Raw genomic sequence first — 18283 nt, 5'->3', positions numbered from 1 at the left:
ATTATTAAAAAACACATGTTATGCTAAAAAACTTTAAACCAGTTGGTTTGATTTTGTTTGCAGGTATATTATGTTCACCCAGTGACATGAATGCCGAAACGACACCAATCAGATCGAGCGTGAACATTTCTCAACAAAATGGGAAAGTAACAGGAACAGTAGAGGATGAATTCGGTCCAGTTACCGGCGCATCTGTAATTGTAAAAGGAACCACAAACGGTATTATTACCGACATAGACGGTAATTTTACATTAGAGGGAGTAAAAAATGGAAGTATCATCCAGATATCTTTCGTTGGTTATACCACCCAGGAAATCAAGTACACAGGACAACCATCCATTAATGTTAAGTTAGCAGAAGACTCGCAAGCCCTGGACGAAGTGGTTGTAACCGGTTTTGCCGGTGTACAGAAAACAAAAACATTAACTGCTGCTGCCGTTAACGTAAAAGTAGAATCAATCGCTAAGCTACCAGTAACCTCCCCTAGTGATGGATTAGGTGGACGTGTATCAGGTATCATCACGCAGGCACGTTCAGGAGCTCCGGGTGAAACTTCCAAAATCTGGATTCGTGGCGGTAGCAAGATTTTGTATGTAATTGATGATGTTGTGATGGAAACAGATCAAGGTGAAGTATTCTTCAACCGTTTGCGTCCGGACGACATCGCTTCCATGAGTATCCTGAAGGATGCTTCCGCAACTGCTGTGTACGGTCCGCGTGCAAAGGATGGTGTAGTCGTTGTGACTACCAAGAAAGGGCAAGAAGGGCAGCTGGAAATTTCTTTTAGCCAGAAAATGACCATAATGACTCCATCTTACAAGCCCAAAGCTATGAACACATGGGATTATGTGAATACAAAGAATGAAATCGCAGCCGCAACCCTAAGAGAAAGCCCATTTTTCAACAACACAGAAATGTCCAAATTTTACATGGGACATTTGAAAGAACAAGGATACGGCCGTCAACAGATAACCGATATGGTAAACCAAAAGTACGGAATGGGATATACGCTGGACCAAGTGAACGACCTATTCAACCCGTTTGTAACACAGGGTGGTGATATAGAAAACTACTACGGAAACTATAACGCATGGGATTACTTTGACCATACCCAACCGATGACCCAAACCAATCTGAGCGTACGCGGTGGTAGCGAAAGAGTAAGATACTACTCCAGTCTAGGGTATATGAAGCAAAACGGTATCAGTGACACATACGATTACGAACAATACAATGCCATCGTCAACACAGATGCTTATCTATTGAAAGACAAGAGTCTGAAATTCACCTTAAACCTGAATGGCGTAATGGCTAAAAAGAACCAACCGGCAGGAGGTGACGGTATCTTTAACAATATCTTGATTGAAGGACAGGAAATGTATAAATCTCCTCAAAAGTGGACAACCGGTTTGGAAAAAGCGGGAGGTTTGGATTCCCGTTTACGTACAGGTTTCAACAATACCAACGATTACCGTCTACAAACCAACATCGGTCTGAAATGGAGCTTGCCTTGGGTAGAAGGGCTTTCTGTCAGTGGAAGTGTCAACTTCAACTACAGTAACTCCATGAACAAGACATTCAATCATCCGGAAGTCGGAGTATACGGTAACCCGTATGCAACCCAAGAGAGTGCTTATAATGCAAACGATGCCAATTTAGCACAGTCGTGGAACAACTACTCTCTGACAACCGGTATTTTGCAGGCGGACTACACCCGTTCTTTCGGCAAGCACAACTTGACGGCCATGGTCAACTATACCAGCCAGAAACGTCATACCAACTACACATACGCTCAAGCAAAAGGTTATCCGACAATTTTCAATCCGCAGATTGAAGCCGGAGCCAGCATGAACAAAGTTGATGGAACGGAAGGATTATGGGGCTCTGCCTCTTGGGTAGGTCGTGTCACTTATGACTATGCCAGTAAATACCTGTTGCAGTTGAGTGCCAACTACAACGGTTCGTTGTGCTACCATCCGGACAAACGCTGGGGATTCTTCTATGCAGCATCTGCAGGTTGGGTATTGACGGAAGAAGAGTTCATCAAGAATATCATTAACAAGGACATCATCAGTTCATTCAAGCTCCGTGCTGGTTATGGTTTGGTGGGTGACGAATTGGCAAAACCCTTCAGCTACATGAACCAATATGCGATGCAAAGCGGAAGAGTTCTGTTAGGTGAAAATATGTCAGCCAACACAGCCTGGGCAGAATCAAACGTATCCAGTAACCTGACATGGGGTGAATCACAACAGATCAGTGGCGGTGTCGACTTCGGATTCTTCAAAGAACGTTTAACGGGATCGTTCGACACGTATCTGTATCTGAACAAAGGAGAGGAAATCGACATGAACCCGGAAATTGTCTATACCCCGATTCTTGGTTTGCCCAACACACCTAAGATGAACGCTCCTTACGTAACCCGACACAAAGGTGGTGTTGAATTTTCACTGAACTGGAATGATAAGATCGGAGATTTCACCTACCGTCTCGGTGCAAACTTCACTCACTGGGAAGAGGTAGCCGTAAGACATGCCGACAAATCGGAAGATTATTACTATACTAACTGGAATGACTTAGGTAAGAATATCCATCAACCGACCTATACGTATGGTTTGCCTACCAACGGCATTTTTACTTCCTACGAAGATATGTATTGGTCATACCTGAACCCGTCTCGTAACCAACATATCGGTACACCGAGAATAGTGGATGCCAATAAAGATGGTTCTTCGAGTATTCCTGACTATCATTTTATCGAGGGTGGTGGTACGACTCCGCAAACACTTTACGGTATTACCTTAGGAGCCGGTTGGAAAGAATTCAGTGTTGAACTCTTCTTCCAGGGAGCATCCAGCGTAAGTGGTGACGTTACCTCTCCGGCACGTTCACAACAGGATTATTTCTATAATTACGGTAAGTTCTTATATCCGGAATCCTATACACCTGGTAACCCGGTTGACAATAAATTACCAATGGCGACTAATTCTGGTATCGCATGGGGTTATAGCTTTATCGATATGTGGGTATATGACGCTTCTTATCTGAAGCTGAAAAATATCAGTGTCAGTTATGACTTGAAACGCCGTGTACTGAAGAACGTTGACGTTATTAAAGGATTGCAAGTCAACTTTATTGCCAACAATGTATTCACTTGGGTAAAGAAAGATAATCCGTTCCATAACTTGACCGACCCGGAATACATCCCTGCAAACTCTATTTGGGGTGGAAACAAATTAGGTAGTTATCCTACTCAGCGTTCATTCACACTAAGTGCGACATTAACATTGTAATCACATAAGAATTAAATAAAATGAAGAAATTAAATATAATAGCTTTATTTGCTGCGGTTTGCTTATCCAGTTGTGACCCACTGGGAATCGAACCGACAACCTCAGTATTCGAAGATCAGTTTTGGACAAATCCACAATTGTCGCGTGCATTTGTGAACCAGTTCTACTTATGGGCTCCGGCTGGTGCCAACCAACAATTCCAAGCAGAACAATGGTCTGACAATGCTTGTGGAAACATCGACCGCGACCAGAATACATTCCGCCAGCATGACTTCAACAACAGATATTACGATGAACAGAACGGTATCGGTCTAATCGGTGCACCTTGGGGTGACGGATACAAAAGAATACGTCAAGCCAACATGGCCATCGAACGCATTCCGGAAGTACCAGGTATCACAGAAGCCGAATTAAGCCAATTGCTGGCAGAAACGTATGCTTTCCGCGGGTTGTTCTATGCCGATATGGAAAGATATTGGGGCATCCTGCCGATCATCATTGAGACGATGACAATTTTCGATGAAACAATGCTTCCACAGAACAAACGCGAAGAGGTTTTTGATCAGATTTTATCCGATTACGACAAATCGTTGGAGTTGTTTAAAAAAGTATCAAGCCAACCGACATTAGGCCTGATCAACGCTGATGCCGTACAAATCTTAAAATCGCGAACTGCTCTGAATGCTGCTGCTGCTGCAGAAGCTTCAGCCAAAGGGTTATACGACCAACTGAACGGCTCGGCAGAAAGCAAAGCGATGTACAAATTCACCAAAGATGCCAAACATTATTACCAAATGGCTTACGATGCCGCTAAAGCTGTCATAGGTAAATATGAACTGGACCCGGATTATGCGCAATTATTCAATGGTTCAAAAGGACATACATCCGCCGAATCTATTTGGCCGGTGATGTTCAACGAGATAAATCGTTCAGGTTTCAATCCGGCCAATTATTCGCATCCGGTATCTTGGGCAAAAATGTATGGTGGAACAACTGACTTTGCTCCAGATTGGGAAGGAGGTCGTGGAGGTGCTTATCCTACTCAAGAATTGGTAGACTGCTATTACCAGAAAGACAAAGCGACTGGCAAATGGATGCAATGGTGGAAAACAACCCAAGCTCAAGAAATGGGTATTACCCAAAACTCAAAAGGCCAATTGACAGCAACCAGCGAAAACTATTTGGATATGTATAAGGACAGAGATAAACGTTTTTACGCAACTATCCTTTACGACAGCTCTTATTATGCAGGAAATGAAAATGAAAGGTATCTGATTCGTACATGGATCGACAATTCCGAATTCACCAAAACAGAAAAATACAGTGCTTTGGGTACATATTATAAACACACAGAAAAACTGGATATTACCGGTGCTGCCCAATCGACTGTGACCAGCTATTATGCTGCCAAATACACCATTGGTCGTTACAACGAAAACGGAACAGTAAACTACACCCAATCTTCGGCTTGCTACTTCATGGTACGTTATGCCGAAGCATTGTTGAACTGTGCAGAAGCTGCTTATAAATTAGGAGGCAAAGAAAACGAAGTAAGAGAGTATATCAATCAGATTCGTAACCGCGCCGGTTTAGACAATTTCGACGCATCAGCAGTCGGTCACGACTTGTGGGAAGAATACAAGTTGCAACGCCGTATCGAATTTGCATATGAAGTACCTGCACAGCGTTACTTTGACCTGATAAGATGGGGAGAATCAGAGGGTAAGACAACGATCGACGAATTAAACAAACCGACTAAAGGCATGTTTATCTTCCGTAAAGGTATCGAAAGTGAAAAGGTTGGCGAAAACGGCTATTTGGCACCAAAAGATGATCCTAAATACTTCACGCCTTATTTTGAAATCCGTCCGGTTGATCAAACGACTTACTATAATCGTAAATTCAATAATGCCGTATTCTACAAATTGCCGTTTGCAAAATCCACATTGGAGACAAATCACAACTTTGTACAGAATCCGGGATGGGAAAACAGAAGTTATAACTAATCGTATCAAATAATCAGAAATATGAAACTTAAAAATATAGTATTAGCATTGACACTCGGTTTAACCAGCTTGTCCGGTTGCCAAAGCGGAATCGTATGGGACGAAGTTCCAGAATCGGCTTACAGCGAACTTGGTTTGGGAAGCGGATATATGAGAAACCGCCCGCGTGAATTGTTCAAAAACAAAGTATGGCAAATCAATTACGGAACTTCCGGACAGTGGTTGGATTATTTTTTGGCTAAATCATATATTCCTGCTTTCCTGGGTGAAACCGAATATACAAACGTCACTGAGGGAAATATTACTATTTTAGGTAAGACATTGGCTCCCGGTGAAAAAACAATGGTCAAAAACACGCTCGAAATAGTAGATGACAGTTCTGCACCGGAAGGTAAGAAGTACATCATCCATCTATTTTCTTACGACAAAGTAGGCTATGGAACACCTAACAAAGGACATGCTTTCATTAAATCAGCTTTCGATAGCGAATCAGTTAAACCGTATGCCTACATCGAAAAGATTGAAAGTGAATCTGCTGGCGCTAAAGAGGATATGTTCCGTTACGTAGTCATGCCTGTAAAACAACACGAAATGGTATTAGAATTCATTTGGGCAAATTCCTATTCTTGCACAGTGGAACCGGTCAACGGTGCACCTCAGTTAGGTACTCCGGGTGACTACACCAAACCCCAACAGTATCTTGTAAAGAATATCGCAATACGTCCGGATGGTGTTCCGCAAGCGCAACGTTTGTATGAAGTTCAAGTTCATCTGTTAGAAGTAACCCCTGAATTTGCACAAGCAAATACATCGTATACAACCTGGTAACACAAAATACAAAGGAGTGTGTTAAACCAATACACACTCCTTTTTTATCCCTCATCAGAAGACTAAAAAAAAGACATGAGACACGCTTTTATTGTTTTAGCTATATTATTGGTAATACCAACAACGCTTTGGAGTCAAGAGAAAAAAGATCAATATCTATTCCCCGACTTTACAAGCTCTTATATCTATTATAAAGATGGAAAAGTATTTCAAGTACCTACCAATTATGATTTGTTCAAAAACGAATTTATCTTCATTGATAAAGATAATGAGAAAAAAGAATTTACAGATCCAGGCATGATTGTCTCCATCAAAGCGGGCAACAGGACCTTCCGCCTAATATCAGGAAATGAAGCTGCCGAAGTCATACAAAACGATCCCATCATACTCATCCAATATATAGGAGAAAAAAGAATCAAGAAGAATTTATCAATGGGAGGAAAAACAGAAACCGCTTCTGTAGACAGCTACTCAAACCTCTATTCATATGGAATAGAAGATAATACAAATAATATAGAATTAGCAAATATAAGATATCAATTCTATCTCGATATAAACAAACGGTTAAAACGTTTTTCCACAGAAAAACAGTTTTTAAAACTATTCCCGAAACAAAAAGAACAATTAAAAAAATACATGGAAGAGAATCAGGTAGACTTTAACTCCATAGACCAAGTTGTAAAACTATGCAATTACGCTTTCACTCTATAAAAAAATTATTGATGGTTTTCTGATGGACATAATACGTTTAATTCCTTTTGGCGTGGGAATATGCGACAAAACTTTATGTTTAATCCTTAAATCTCAAAGAGGTGGCCTCCTTCAACAGGGCCACCTCTCCTTTTTATGAAATTACTTATTTCTTCTTTTCAATAACCATCAGTTTGCCATTATCGGTACCGTAAAAGGCTACTGTATTCACTGGTTTGACATCGCCTTCCGCTTCAAAACGAACTACTTTGTTCAAAGCTTCCAGAAACTCCTGTTCACCTTTCAATTCCGGACAGGCCATGCGCGTTGTCGCTACTTGCGGAAACTTGATGATGTTCTTCCGGGCTTCAGAATATTCAATGCTGCCGTTCATACGGTTGCATCCTGCATTTCCGGACAGATGGTTGCGCGCTACGTCTATGACGATAAGCTGGTTACTTTTGTCCGGATCTAATTTATTACCGTTCAGTTCCACCACGCTCCATTCACCATCCAGGTCTGAATAGGAAGCAACCACTGCTTTTTGAGATTTACAGGAAGCAAATACGGCTATCCCTACAACTGCCAGGCATAGATATAGATACTTCTTCATTTCCTTTAGTTTTTAGATAAGACAAGCAGAACATTACCGTCCTGGTCTACTAACACCATTTCATTCTCTGAGCTACCGGCTTTTACAGCTTTCACATTACCCATCGCCTGCATGATAGCATCTTCTGTCGCCATGTCCGGACAAGCCATCATGGTAGCAGCACCCGGTGCTATCGTGATTGAAGAAATGTCCTTGTCATCTAACGTAAAAGAAGAATTGAACATGTTGCAACCGGCATTTCCATGCAATTTATTTTGTGCCATATCAAATTCCATATAAGGTAATCCTTCTTTCAGAATCTTTTCACCTTTTACTTCTATTACATTCCATTTACCTTCCAGTTTCTTTGCATCTGTTTTGGCTTCAGAACAAGAAATCATCATCCCAAGTACCATCGGGAGCATCAATACATAAAAAATCACTCTTTTCATATTCTATACTATTTGTTATATCACTTACAAAGATAAGACGCTAAATCCGTCGAAATTGTTCCCCAAAAGTACTGGATTTAGTTAACATTAACAATCCATTTTCACTCTGCCGCTCCTATCCTTCTGAGCATTTACATTATTTTCTGTAAGTTTGCACCCGACGAACAAACTATAAATGAGGATATAATGATGAGATCGGGCATTGCACCTATTTTGATTTTACTGTTTATATTAGGTATCTCCTGCAAAAACACACCTAAACAATGCGAAGAAGAAGTTGACAGCGAATGGATCGACAGTGTGCAACGCGCATATCAATACGGCATCTGTATCGACACGCTGGATATCAAAGAATACAAGATGAAAAACGGAGACAATCCTGCCGCCATTTTCTCAAACCTGGGTTTCTCTGCCCTGATAGCGGACAGCATCAGCCGCTCGTCAATCGAGGTACTGGACCCAACTAAATTACAGGCAGGAATGCACTATTATACATTCAGTATGCAGGATAGTGCCGCCCAAATCCGCTATATCGCTTTTGCCAAAACGAAGACGGACTATGCCGTAATCGACTTTACCGGTGATACGATCAGTGCCTATGAATTTAACAAACCGATCACTTTAAAGCGACAATATGTGGAAGGAACAATCAATTCCTCCCTATGGAACGTGCTGCAATCAAAAGGTGTAAACCCGTTGCTGGCAATTAATATTGCCGATGTTTTTGCCTGGCAAATCGACTTTTACGATGTAAAGGAAGGGGATTCTTTCCGCGTACTCTACGACATTGCTTATATCGATGATACCACCGCTTTAAATATAAGCGGTATCCAGGGAGCAGTCTTCACCCACCAGGGTAAAGATTTTGTAGCCATTCCTTTTACACAGGACAGCGTCTTCGAGTATTTCGACCAGGATGGTAATTCTCTCCGGAAAGCTTTCCTGAAGGCACCGCTGGATATCTTCCGTATCACTTCACGTTTTACCAATGCCCGCTTCCATCCGATTTTGAAACGCTACCGTGCACATCACGGGGTCGATTATGCAGCTCCGGTCGGCACTCCGGTCAAAAGTATCGGAGCCGGAACTGTGATCGCAAAAGGATATCAGAATGGCGGAGGAAATTTTTTGAAAGTAAAACATAACTCAGTCTATACGACAACCTATATGCACCTTAGCAAGTTTGCCAAAGGCATACAGGTGGGTAGCCATGTTCAGCAGGGCGAAGTGATCGCCTATGTCGGTTCGACCGGCCTTTCAACGGGTCCTCACCTGGACTTCCGTGTACATAAGAACGGACAACCGATCAACCCGTTGAATATGGAAGCACCTCCATCACTTCCTGTCAAGCCGGAACTTCGCGACAGCTTCCAGATCGTAAAACAACAAGTGCTTGCGGAGTTAGACAGTATGAGCAATGCCTATTCGTTTAAGGCTCAATAACTATTGCTTTTAATGAGAATTATGCTACATTTGTGAAAACGATAAATTCAGAGACATATGAAATTTTTAGGCAACCTCATTTGGCTAATATTCGGCGGATTGATTACCAGTATTGAATATCTGATTTCAAGCCTGCTACTGATGATCACGATCATTGGGATTCCTTTCGGGTTACAGACCCTTAAACTGGCACTACTGGCATTATGGCCTTTCGGGAGTACCGTTACAGATAATGGAAATTCGGGCGGTTGCCTTTGTATCATCATGAACATACTTTGGATTATATTGGGAGGTTTCTGGATTTGCCTGACCCATCTCGGGTTCGGTTTGCTGTTATGTATCACAATCATCGGTATTCCCTGGGGTAGGCAGCATTTTAAAATGGCAGCCCTCGCACTGACTCCTTTCGGAAAGAATATCAATTAATCCAGTACCGAATAACTTTGCCGGGCTTCCGCCCGGCTACAAGCATTGAAATGCCACCATTCATATGGAATGATGCGGAATCCGGCCTGTTTCATAATCCGACGTAGCAACCGCCGGTTGTCATAGTCTGTACGATCTATCTTACCAGCATTCAATAAAGCCTCTTCATTATTCGTATGGGCTTCTTCACCAAAGAAATCAAAAGGCGTTCCCATAGGAAGAGCTACGCCCGCTTCATCCAGGATAGTGACATCTACTGCCATCCCGTAATTATGCAGTCCTCCTCCATTCGCCGGGTTACTCACATAATTCACTTTGTCTGTTCCCCGCACAAGTGCCCACATTTTTCGTTGTACCGACATCGGGCGGGCGGCATCATATACAACCAGCGTTAAACCGGGCTGCTCTTTTTTCAATAATTGTTGTGCAGCCACAAGCTTTTTTGCCGCATCCGGGTGAAGCCATGCACGTGTTATTCCCGAGTAAACGGCTTTCCCCATAAAATTGTCGGATGTCGCATAGATCAATTGTACACAAATAGTAGAGTCCAAAGTCGAAATATCCACCAGCCCTTTATTACGCAAATAAGTATCCAGCTCCTCCGCACTACTGAACGGACTAAAACACAGTATCAGCAACAGGAAAACATACTTTTGCCAACTCATAAACACTATTTAATCGATGGATATCTGTTCTACCTCTATCGGATCATTCAAGAAGACAGAAGCTGCATCTGAAAACTTTACAGCCGATTCTGTCGTTAGAAAACGACATTCTCCACCACGTGTAAGCCGCCTGTTCATCTCCGGATGTCTTTTTAAGTAGTCTATTAGACTTTCTGCCACGTATTCTCCTTGTGGGAGTACGGTAACCCCATCCGGCAAATATTGTCTGATTTTACCCATTAAAAGAGGATAATGCGTGCATCCCAGTACCAAAGTATCTATCTGTGGATCGATGGAAAGAATATGCTCCAAATGCTTTTTCACAAAATAGTCTGCTCCCGGCGAATCGAACTCATTATTCTCAACCAAAGGAGCCCACATCGGACAAGCTTCGCCGGTCACCTTCATATGCGGAAACATTTTACCTATTTCGAGGGAATAGGATTGTGAAGAGATCGTACCGGAAGTACCCAAAACACCGACATGTTTGGTCACACTGACCTGATCCATTATTTCCACTGTCGGACGAATAACCCCCAGCACACGGCGTTCCGTATCCCACCCGGGAAGATCGAGCTGCTGGATGGATCGCAATGCCTTTGCCGAAGCCGTGTTACATGCCAGAATAACCAACTGGCAACCCTCTTCAAACAACTTCAACACCGCCTGACGCGTAAACCGGTAAACAACTTCAAACGAACGTTGCCCATACGGAGCACGTGCATTGTCTCCTAAATAAATATAGTCATATTCCGGCATGGCCTGACGTATCTTATCGAAGACAGTCAACCCGCCATAGCCGGAATCAAAAATTCCGATCGGTCCTGTTTGTTGTGAAAACATATTTCTTCCTTCTTTTATAATACAACAAAGGATGCCCCTCCATAGAAAGGCATCCTTTGTTATATCCTAATTAGAATCGATTATTTCAAACCTAATTTAGCTTTTACCAGCGGAGTTGCATCAATTGCTGAATTACCAGTATAAAGAACGATACCAGGATTGTTATCGAAGATATAAGCATAGCCTTTTTCATCACCTACTGCCTTGATAGCTGTTCTGATCTTGTCCTGGATCGGAGCCAACAGTTCCTGCTGTTTTTTGTCCATATCCTGACGAGCTACCTGTGTAAAGTTCTGAACACGCTGTTCGATATCCTGCAATTCCTGCATTCTTCTTACTTTGATATTTTCAGTCATTGAATCCTGTTGAGCGATATAATCAGCATATTTCTTCTGCCATTCATCTTCCATCGTCTTCATCTCGCCAGCATATTTGTCATTCATCTGCTTCATCGTTTCCTGCATAGCAGTCAATTCCGGCATTGCAGCCATAATTTCATTTGAATTTACGATTGCTACTTTAGCTTCCTGAGCAAAAACGCCTAACGGCAGGATCATCAACAAAAAAATAATCAGTTTCTTCATTTTCTATAAAATATTACTTGTTATTAATCAATCATATTTTTGTGCATAAAGCGCACAAATGTAAGCATTTATTTTGAATATCCTAACTTTAACAGCACTTCATTACTGATATCTATTTTCGGAGAAGCAAAAATAATATTATTCATAACAGAAGCACGGTCGAGAATCAGCTGATACCCTTTGTCTTCCGATATTTCTTTCACCGCATTATATATTTCATCCTGGATAGGCTGCACCAAACTCTCACGTTTCTTATATAACTCACCTTCCGGTCCGAAATATTGGCGTTTCAGATCTTGTGCTTCCTGTTCTTTCTTCACGATCTCTTCTTCACGCTTTGTTTTCATCTCGGCAGAAAGGAACACCAGGTCACTCTGATAAGTCTTATACATATTCTGTGCTTCCTGCTGGAGCGCCTCCACTTCGTTCTGCCATTTCTTCGATATCTGGCTCAACTGTTCATTTGTCATTTCATAAGCCGGAATATTTTTCAAAATATATTCCGTATCTATCAAAGCAAACTTTTGCGCCATACCGGCAAAAGAGCAGAGGAGCATCATACAACTCAAAACAATAATCTTCTTCATACGCTTTCTTTTTATAGTTTCACTCTCTGACCGCAAAGATAAGAGAATTGAAAATGGGGAATTGAAAATTGAAAATTAATAATACACAATTAACACTTTAACAGCATAACCAATTATCAATTTTCAATTTTTAATTCTCAATTAACTAAAACTCCTGTCCGATAATGAAGTGGAAGTTACTACCACCTGCACTACGTGAACCATCCACCTTGTCGAAACCATATGCCCAGTCGATACCCATCAAACCGATCATCGGCAGGAAGATACGAACACCGACACCGGCAGAACGTTTCAAGTCAAACGGATTAAAGCTCTTCAAATCTCTCCATGCGTTACCAGCTTCAGCAAACACTAGACCGTAAATAGTAGAAGACGGTTCCAGCAAGAACGGATAACGTAACTCCATTGCCAAACGAGAGTAAGCATAACCATACGAGTTATAGCCACCGTTACCGGCGATACTACCGTTTTCGTAACCTCTCAAACCGATCGTTTCCGTTGCGTATGTACTGGAATATCCGCTCATACCGTCACCACCCATATAGAATGTTTCAAACGGAGAACGTTTATGTTTGTTGTAAGATCCCAGGAATCCGTATTCCACACGGGTCATCAATACCGGCGTACGTTTGATAGCCATAGGAGCCAACGGAGAGAAAATCTTTGCTTTGAACTTCCATTTATGGTATTCGATGAACTTAAATTTACTTTCATCATTGTCACTCATATTTTCATAATCCTTTCCATCCCACAAAGAGTAAGGAGGAGTCGCACTGACGGAGAAAGAGAATTGTGAACCACGACGAGTATACAACGGGTTGTCGATAGAGTTACGCTGTAACATCAATTCCAGGTTGATATTATGGCAATTGCCATTTTGAACCAGGAAGTATGCCCAGTCATGCATCATATACAACTGATAGTTCAAAGTTGCCATGAACTGGAAGTAGTCATCAGGCCAGCTCAAACGTTTACCGTAACCGGCAGAAAGTCCGAACATCATGATCGATTTATCCGGGTCATAGGCAAGTTCGTAGTTATTATTATAGTAACCACCATAATTACCATAGTATCCGCCATACATGCCGCCATAACTACCATAGTAAGGATAACCTCCATAATAATTAGACATACTATTATTATAGTAGTTACTACTGATATCAGTCTGTTTAGAGAAATAAGCACTTACAGAAAGTGTATTCGGACGTTTGCCACCGAACCACGGGTCCATAAATGAAATACTGTATGCCTGATAGTATCGTCCGTTGGTCTGACCGCTCAATGTCAAAGTCTGACCTTCACCCTGCGGAATGATACCTTTATAGGTCTTCGGATTCAGGAAGTTCTTCATGGAGAAGTTCGTAAACTTCAGACTCAGCTTACCGATCACACCTGTCTGTCCCCAACCTGCCGAGAACTCGATCTGGTCGTTGGCCTTTGACGTCAGGTTATACTGAATATCCACTGTTCCGTTTTCCGGATCGGGAATTGGCTTCGGATCCATGTTTTCAGGGTCGAAGTGTCCCATCTGGGCAATTTCACGAACGGAACGCATCAAGTCTTCACGACTGAACAACATACCCGGTTTGGTACGAAGCTCACGACGTACGATATCTTCATACAGACGGTCGTTACCATTGATGATTACACGGTTGATGGTAGCCTGCGGACCTTCCTGGATACGTACTTCCAAAGAGATGGAGTCGTTATCCACATCTACTTCCACCGGGTCGGCACTAAAGAAGATGTAACCATTATTGTAATACACATTGGATACGGCATCTTCATCCGTAGACAGACGTTCGGTCAGTTTCTTCTGGTTGTACACCTCACCCGGCTTCATTCCGAGGATAGCTTCCAGGTAATCTGAAGCATACTGTGTATTACCCACAAAACGAATGTCTTTCAGATAATACTTGTCTCCTTCTTCCAGTTTCAGGTAGATATCGACTTTCTTCTCATTGTAGTTCACAACACTATCAGCCAGCAATACGGCATCACGATAACCGTGTTCGTTATACTTGGCAATAATGTTCTGCTTATCTTTTTCGTATTCTTCAGTAGTAAACTTCTTCGTACTGAATGCTTCCAGGATACTGGTCTTCCAGTCGTTCGGCAGACTGAACTTTTCGTTTGTCTTCTTCATCGCCTTTTTCAGGTCACGGGCAGTAAGTTCCTTATTTCCTTCAAAGTAAATACGATGAATCTTAGTCTTTTCGTTCTTATCGATATTGATATCGACGATCACTTCGCCTTCCTTTGACAAGTCGTCGCGCTGTACAATATCAACGTCTACATTCTTAAAACCTTTGCCGTCAAAGAACTTCTGAATAACGATCTTTGTACGGTCTATCACGTTCGGAGTGATCTGGAATCCCTTCTTCAAGCCCAGCTTGGCTTCCAGGTCTTCCCGCTCTCCTTTCTTGATACCATGATAATTTACTTCCGATATACGGGGACGTTGCTTCAACTGAAATTCCAGCCAGATCTCGTCGCCTTCAATCTTGGTTGCCAGGATTTTTACATCCGAGAACAATCCGTGTTTCCAAAAACGCTTTACCGCTGCTGTAATCTCGTCGCCGGGTACGGTAACTACATCGCCGACCGATAGTCCGGAGAAACCGATTAACACGAAATCATCATAATTCTTAATACCCGTCACCTTAATATCGGCAATCTTATACCGTTTAGGCGATATCGAGTAATTAATGACCGGCACTTCCGCCGGTGCTTCAACCTTGGTAGTGTCACTTTCCTGGGCAAATGCTCCGCAGGCAAAACCTAGGAAAATAAAAAACAGCACTATTCTTTTGTACATATAACAGCTATTGTTTATAAGATTAATTGCTCACTTGTCTTACCGAAACGGCGTTCACGTTGCTGGTAATACAATATAGCTTCATACAACTCTTCTTCTCTGAATGCCGGCCAAAAAACATCGGTAAAGTAGAACTCCGCATACGAACATTGCCACAGCAAAAAGTTACTGATGCGTTTTTCTCCTCCGGTTCGGATCAGAAGATCCGGATCAGGAATGCCTTTAGTCGTCAGGTGGTCCGAGACAACTGCCTCGGTTATATCGTTGGGGGTTATTTTCTTTTCCTCTACCAGGACGGCGAGCTGTCTGACAGCTTCCGTTATTTCCCATCGGGATGAATAACTAAGAGCCAATACCAGAGTCGTCCCCGTATTGGCAGAAGTTTGTTCGATACATTTCAGCAACGTTACATGCGCATCTTCCGGCAGACGGTTCAGATTACCGATCGCCATCAGACGTACATTATTTTTCATCAGATCCGGTGTTTCCCGATGAATGGCAGAGACAAGCAAGCTCATCAGCGCCCTCACCTCCTCTTCCGGCCGGTTCCAATTCTCTGTAGAAAACGTATACACTGTCAGGTATTTCAGCCCAATAGCCGTTGCCGCCTCTACCACTTTACGAACAGAGACAACGCCTTCCTGGTGCCCATAGCTCCGGTCTTTCCCCTGTGCTTTGGCCCAACGTCCGTTTCCATCCATAATAATCGCCACATGTTGCGGCAAGCGATTTTTGTCTATTTCCTCTATCAATGACATAGTGTTTCTCAGTATCTAAACGTACTGTTACTGTTTATACTATTACATGGCCTGTTACGCGGACCGAAGTCCCAGGTAACAGATAGCAGTAAAAATGAATACCAATCCTTGTTCTTCAAAAAACTGCCGCTTATCTGATAAGGATTATCCAGCATTGCATTGCTTCCGTCCGTAACATCGAAATTGTCTCCGAACAATTTACGGAAAGAGAACTCGCAACCCAGGTTGATCCTGTTCTTTATCTTATATTTCACGCCTACTCCCAAGGGAATATTCGGTCCGAAAAACGCTTCATTCCCTGTGCCGTATGTAATTCCCAGTCCCAGGAATACGTATGGAGTGAAACGCTTCGCCCCTGCGTAATCAAACTTATCACTGTACGGAAAGAAGTTAAACTCCATCTGTCCGCCCAGCTCCACCAGGCTACGGCTAAACGATGCCTGCGCATTGTCCGGAAAAACATTCTCCAGTCCTTCCGTGCTGCCCGAAACCTGTCCCCACATCAGATTTGCCTTAAAAGCCCATCTGAAGTTGGCGTTATAGCGGAACACTGCTCCCACCGCCGGATTCATTCCTTTGAAGAAAGCATTTTTGTTGGCATCCCCCATATAGAAAGCGCCTCCGGCCATTCCGCCTATTTCATATTTATATTCCTGCGCGTGAATACCGGTAAATGAACCGGCCAGCAGTATCAGTATAAGAACCCGTTGAAAAAAAGTTGAAGTCATATGGCAATGCTGTTATGTTACTACACCTCTTTTCTAACGCTAAAATCTTCTTAAAATTATACTACACTTCACGAACTTTCTCAATCCTTAAAACCTAAGCGGTTTATGCGACCTCTCCAGATCTGATCCAAATCATTTGCATTATTCGTCTCTTTTCCTCCGAAAATCAACATGAAATTATCTTTATCCACCGATACCGATGCAAAACCTCGTGCTTTATAATTATCCGGCATCACGGTTAATGTGTCGGACAACGTCCATGTCACACCACCATCTATAGAGAAATATAAATCTTTCCGTGCTTTATTTGCTTCGTCGATACCGCCTATCAGACAGAACTTATTATCATAAGCAGAAAGTATTACACCTTCCCGCTTATCGAAATAGTCAGATTCCTCGTCTGTCAGCAATATCCACTGTCCGCCATTCATAGTCGCCCAGGCAGAGTTGAGCAATTTACCGTTTTTGTCTTTTCCAGCAACAACCGTCAGACTGTTCTGCTTGCTGCCGGTAGAATAGGAAGCTAAAGAGCCGAAACCACTAACCGGGAATCCGTCAGGAACGGCATCACCGATTGTCCATTTCATCTCTTCGTTCAGATAAGCAAAATCCAGCGTTCCGTTATTATCTACGATGGCAGACAGGAACGAAGGTTGCTGTAATACATTATTATCGACTGCTGCGATTGCTCCCAGCAATGCTTTTACATTATTAGACTGATCGACCAGAGTCCAGTCCTGTCCGTTTACAGAGCGGTACAGTGCCCCTTTTGTGGTAGGCACAAACAAAGCATCCTCATATTCTGTCATCTGTGAAAGACGGACTTCGCCAGCAGGCAGCCCGCTCAACGTCATTTCCGTCCAGGAGATAGCATTCGACACAGAAGAGGTGTGCAATGAATATCCTTTGCTTGCATCAGCAGCTTGTGCGTACATATAATAGTACTCGTTCTCCTGATCTCCCCAGGTAACCACTTTCTGTTCCTTCACCGGAAATCCCAACACGTTGCTAGCATACAGCTCCCAGCTCATGGAGTCAGGTACTACCTGATGGATATTGACCTGTGCGATATAAGTTTTCTTGGTGATGCCATCATACGCAGCCGTCACAAATTTAACCGGCTTGGAAAAATCCAAAGAATCTTCCGTATTCCAGAAAAAGGTAGAATCCGGCAACGCCTCCTGTGTCACTTCGATAGAAGCCAACCCGGACGCACGCGATATCGTACAGACAACTTTCTCGATCTCAGTGCCGAAAGGCATAGAGTCCGGATTAAAAATACGTCCGTTTACCTGATCGATCACAAACTTCACTGCTTCCAACCCTTTGACAGAATCACTTTTTAAAGAAAAAGACGTTATCTGACAATCCTTAGGTATTTCATACTCCTGATCGTCCGAATTCAGACAAGAAGACAGAAACAATGCAATACATCCCGCTACAAATAGTACTATTCTATTTTTCATCCAAAAATAAGTTTGTTGCATATAAAGCCACAAAAGTAGAAACATTTTTTGCTTTATTCCCAATATCGGCTAATATTTATAATATTTTAGTTCCGTTAAACTAC

At 42.5% G+C, this 18283-nt stretch carries 16 protein-coding genes; 6 read left to right on the top strand and 10 right to left on the bottom strand.

What is annotated here, in order from left to right:
* Positions 1–20: 20 nt before the first annotated feature.
* The 4 genes from P3L47_RS10020 to P3L47_RS10005 all read left to right on the top strand — a co-directional run bounded on the left by P3L47_RS10020 (position 21) and on the right by P3L47_RS10005 (position 6838).
* Positions 21–3293, top strand: a complete 3273-nt coding sequence (locus tag P3L47_RS10020; protein WP_277783513.1) for a SusC/RagA family TonB-linked outer membrane protein — start codon at positions 21–23, stop codon at positions 3291–3293.
* A gap of 20 nt (positions 3294–3313) precedes the next feature.
* Positions 3314–5299 carry a RagB/SusD family nutrient uptake outer membrane protein gene (locus tag P3L47_RS10015; RefSeq protein WP_277783512.1) on the top strand — a complete coding sequence of 662 codons (1986 nt, stop codon included), beginning with the start codon at positions 3314–3316 and terminating at the stop codon, positions 5297–5299.
* Positions 5300–5320: 21 nt separating this feature from the next.
* On the top strand, positions 5321–6127 hold the full coding sequence (locus P3L47_RS10010) for a DUF5018-related domain-containing protein (protein WP_277783511.1): 807 nt from the start codon (positions 5321–5323) through the stop codon (positions 6125–6127).
* Between the two features lie 75 nt (positions 6128–6202).
* Positions 6203–6838 carry a hypothetical protein gene (locus P3L47_RS10005; protein WP_277783510.1) on the top strand — a complete coding sequence of 212 codons (636 nt, stop codon included), beginning with the start codon at positions 6203–6205 and terminating at the stop codon, positions 6836–6838.
* Positions 6839–6983: 145 nt separating this feature from the next.
* On the opposite strand, the gene P3L47_RS10000 is transcribed toward P3L47_RS10005, so the two are convergent.
* Positions 6984–7430, bottom strand: coding sequence for an META domain-containing protein (locus P3L47_RS10000; protein WP_122362861.1), 447 nt, complete (start codon positions 7428–7430; stop codon positions 6984–6986).
* A gap of 5 nt (positions 7431–7435) precedes the next feature.
* Positions 7436–7861: an META domain-containing protein gene (locus tag P3L47_RS09995; RefSeq protein WP_122362860.1), complete on the bottom strand. Its 426-nt coding sequence runs from the start codon at positions 7859–7861 to the stop codon at positions 7436–7438.
* Between the two features lie 186 nt (positions 7862–8047).
* Here P3L47_RS09995 and P3L47_RS09990 point away from each other — a divergent pair, with 186 nt between their 5' ends.
* Together P3L47_RS09990 and P3L47_RS09985 are read left to right on the top strand one after the other, a co-directional pair.
* Entirely contained in the window at positions 8048–9304 is a 1257-nt protein-coding gene (locus P3L47_RS09990; RefSeq protein WP_277783509.1) for a peptidoglycan DD-metalloendopeptidase family protein, read from the top strand.
* Positions 9305–9361: 57 nt separating this feature from the next.
* Entirely contained in the window at positions 9362–9730 is a 369-nt protein-coding gene (locus P3L47_RS09985) for a YccF domain-containing protein (protein ID WP_277783508.1), read from the top strand.
* On the opposite strand, the gene P3L47_RS09980 is transcribed toward P3L47_RS09985, so the two are convergent.
* The 8 genes from P3L47_RS09980 to bamI all read right to left on the bottom strand — a co-directional run bounded on the left by P3L47_RS09980 (position 9727) and on the right by bamI (position 18224).
* Positions 9727–10395, bottom strand: a complete 669-nt coding sequence (locus P3L47_RS09980; protein ID WP_277783507.1) for a M15 family metallopeptidase — start codon at positions 10393–10395, stop codon at positions 9727–9729. The genes P3L47_RS09985 and P3L47_RS09980 overlap by 4 nt on opposite strands.
* 9 nt (positions 10396–10404) lie before the next feature.
* Complete coding sequence (gene murI, locus P3L47_RS09975; RefSeq protein WP_277783506.1) at positions 10405–11238, bottom strand: glutamate racemase; 834 nt, start codon at positions 11236–11238, stop codon at positions 10405–10407.
* Positions 11239–11318: 80 nt separating this feature from the next.
* Positions 11319–11822 (bottom strand): OmpH/Skp family outer membrane protein, encoded by a 504-nt coding sequence (locus P3L47_RS09970; RefSeq protein ID WP_122362855.1) that lies wholly within the window; start codon positions 11820–11822, stop codon positions 11319–11321.
* A gap of 68 nt (positions 11823–11890) precedes the next feature.
* Positions 11891–12409, bottom strand: coding sequence for an OmpH/Skp family outer membrane protein (locus P3L47_RS09965; RefSeq protein WP_277783505.1), 519 nt, complete (start codon positions 12407–12409; stop codon positions 11891–11893).
* 145 nt (positions 12410–12554) lie between these two features.
* Complete coding sequence (gene bamA / locus P3L47_RS09960; RefSeq protein WP_277783504.1) at positions 12555–15227, bottom strand: outer membrane protein assembly factor BamA; 2673 nt, start codon at positions 15225–15227, stop codon at positions 12555–12557.
* 14 nt (positions 15228–15241) lie between these two features.
* Complete coding sequence (gene uppS / locus P3L47_RS09955) at positions 15242–15985, bottom strand: undecaprenyl pyrophosphate synthase (protein ID WP_277783503.1); 744 nt, start codon at positions 15983–15985, stop codon at positions 15242–15244.
* An 8-nt stretch (positions 15986–15993) separates the two neighbouring features.
* Complete coding sequence (gene porG / locus P3L47_RS09950) at positions 15994–16713, bottom strand: type IX secretion system protein PorG (RefSeq protein WP_122362851.1); 720 nt, start codon at positions 16711–16713, stop codon at positions 15994–15996.
* 80 nt (positions 16714–16793) lie between these two features.
* Positions 16794–18224, bottom strand: coding sequence for a BamI family beta-barrel-assembly machinery protein (gene bamI, locus P3L47_RS09945; RefSeq protein WP_277783502.1), 1431 nt, complete (start codon positions 18222–18224; stop codon positions 16794–16796).
* Positions 18225–18283: the final 59 nt, after the last annotated feature.

This window comes from Parabacteroides chongii (assembly GCF_029581355.1).
Lineage (GTDB): Bacteria > Bacteroidota > Bacteroidia > Bacteroidales > Tannerellaceae > Parabacteroides > Parabacteroides chongii.
Note: the sequence above shows the minus strand (reverse complement) of the source record. Positions and strands in the feature narration are given on the sequence as shown.

What these genes read in the sequence shown, in the direction of transcription:
- P3L47_RS10020 (WP_277783513.1), top strand. Translation starts at nt 21, where the DNA reads ATGCTAAAAAACTTTAAACCAGTTGGTTTGATTTTGTTTGCAGGTATA.
- P3L47_RS10015 (WP_277783512.1), top strand. Translation starts at nt 3,314, where the DNA reads ATGAAGAAATTAAATATAATAGCTTTATTTGCTGCGGTTTGCTTATCC.
- P3L47_RS10010 (WP_277783511.1), top strand. Translation starts at nt 5,321, where the DNA reads ATGAAACTTAAAAATATAGTATTAGCATTGACACTCGGTTTAACCAGC.
- P3L47_RS10005 (WP_277783510.1), top strand. Translation starts at nt 6,203, where the DNA reads ATGAGACACGCTTTTATTGTTTTAGCTATATTATTGGTAATACCAACA.
- P3L47_RS10000 (WP_122362861.1), bottom strand. Translation starts at nt 7,430, where the DNA reads ATGAAGAAGTATCTATATCTATGCCTGGCAGTTGTAGGGATAGCCGTA.
- P3L47_RS09995 (WP_122362860.1), bottom strand. Translation starts at nt 7,861, where the DNA reads ATGAAAAGAGTGATTTTTTATGTATTGATGCTCCCGATGGTACTTGGG.
- P3L47_RS09990 (WP_277783509.1), top strand. Translation starts at nt 8,048, where the DNA reads ATGATGAGATCGGGCATTGCACCTATTTTGATTTTACTGTTTATATTA.
- P3L47_RS09985 (WP_277783508.1), top strand. Translation starts at nt 9,362, where the DNA reads ATGAAATTTTTAGGCAACCTCATTTGGCTAATATTCGGCGGATTGATT.
- P3L47_RS09980 (WP_277783507.1), bottom strand. Translation starts at nt 10,395, where the DNA reads ATGAGTTGGCAAAAGTATGTTTTCCTGTTGCTGATACTGTGTTTTAGT.
- murI (WP_277783506.1), bottom strand. Translation starts at nt 11,238, where the DNA reads ATGTTTTCACAACAAACAGGACCGATCGGAATTTTTGATTCCGGCTAT.
- P3L47_RS09970 (WP_122362855.1), bottom strand. Translation starts at nt 11,822, where the DNA reads ATGAAGAAACTGATTATTTTTTTGTTGATGATCCTGCCGTTAGGCGTT.
- P3L47_RS09965 (WP_277783505.1), bottom strand. Translation starts at nt 12,409, where the DNA reads ATGAAGAAGATTATTGTTTTGAGTTGTATGATGCTCCTCTGCTCTTTT.
- bamA (WP_277783504.1), bottom strand. Translation starts at nt 15,227, where the DNA reads ATGTACAAAAGAATAGTGCTGTTTTTTATTTTCCTAGGTTTTGCCTGC.
- uppS (WP_277783503.1), bottom strand. Translation starts at nt 15,985, where the DNA reads ATGTCATTGATAGAGGAAATAGACAAAAATCGCTTGCCGCAACATGTG.
- porG (WP_122362851.1), bottom strand. Translation starts at nt 16,713, where the DNA reads ATGACTTCAACTTTTTTTCAACGGGTTCTTATACTGATACTGCTGGCC.
- bamI (WP_277783502.1), bottom strand. Translation starts at nt 18,224, where the DNA reads ATGTTTCTACTTTTGTGGCTTTATATGCAACAAACTTATTTTTGGATG.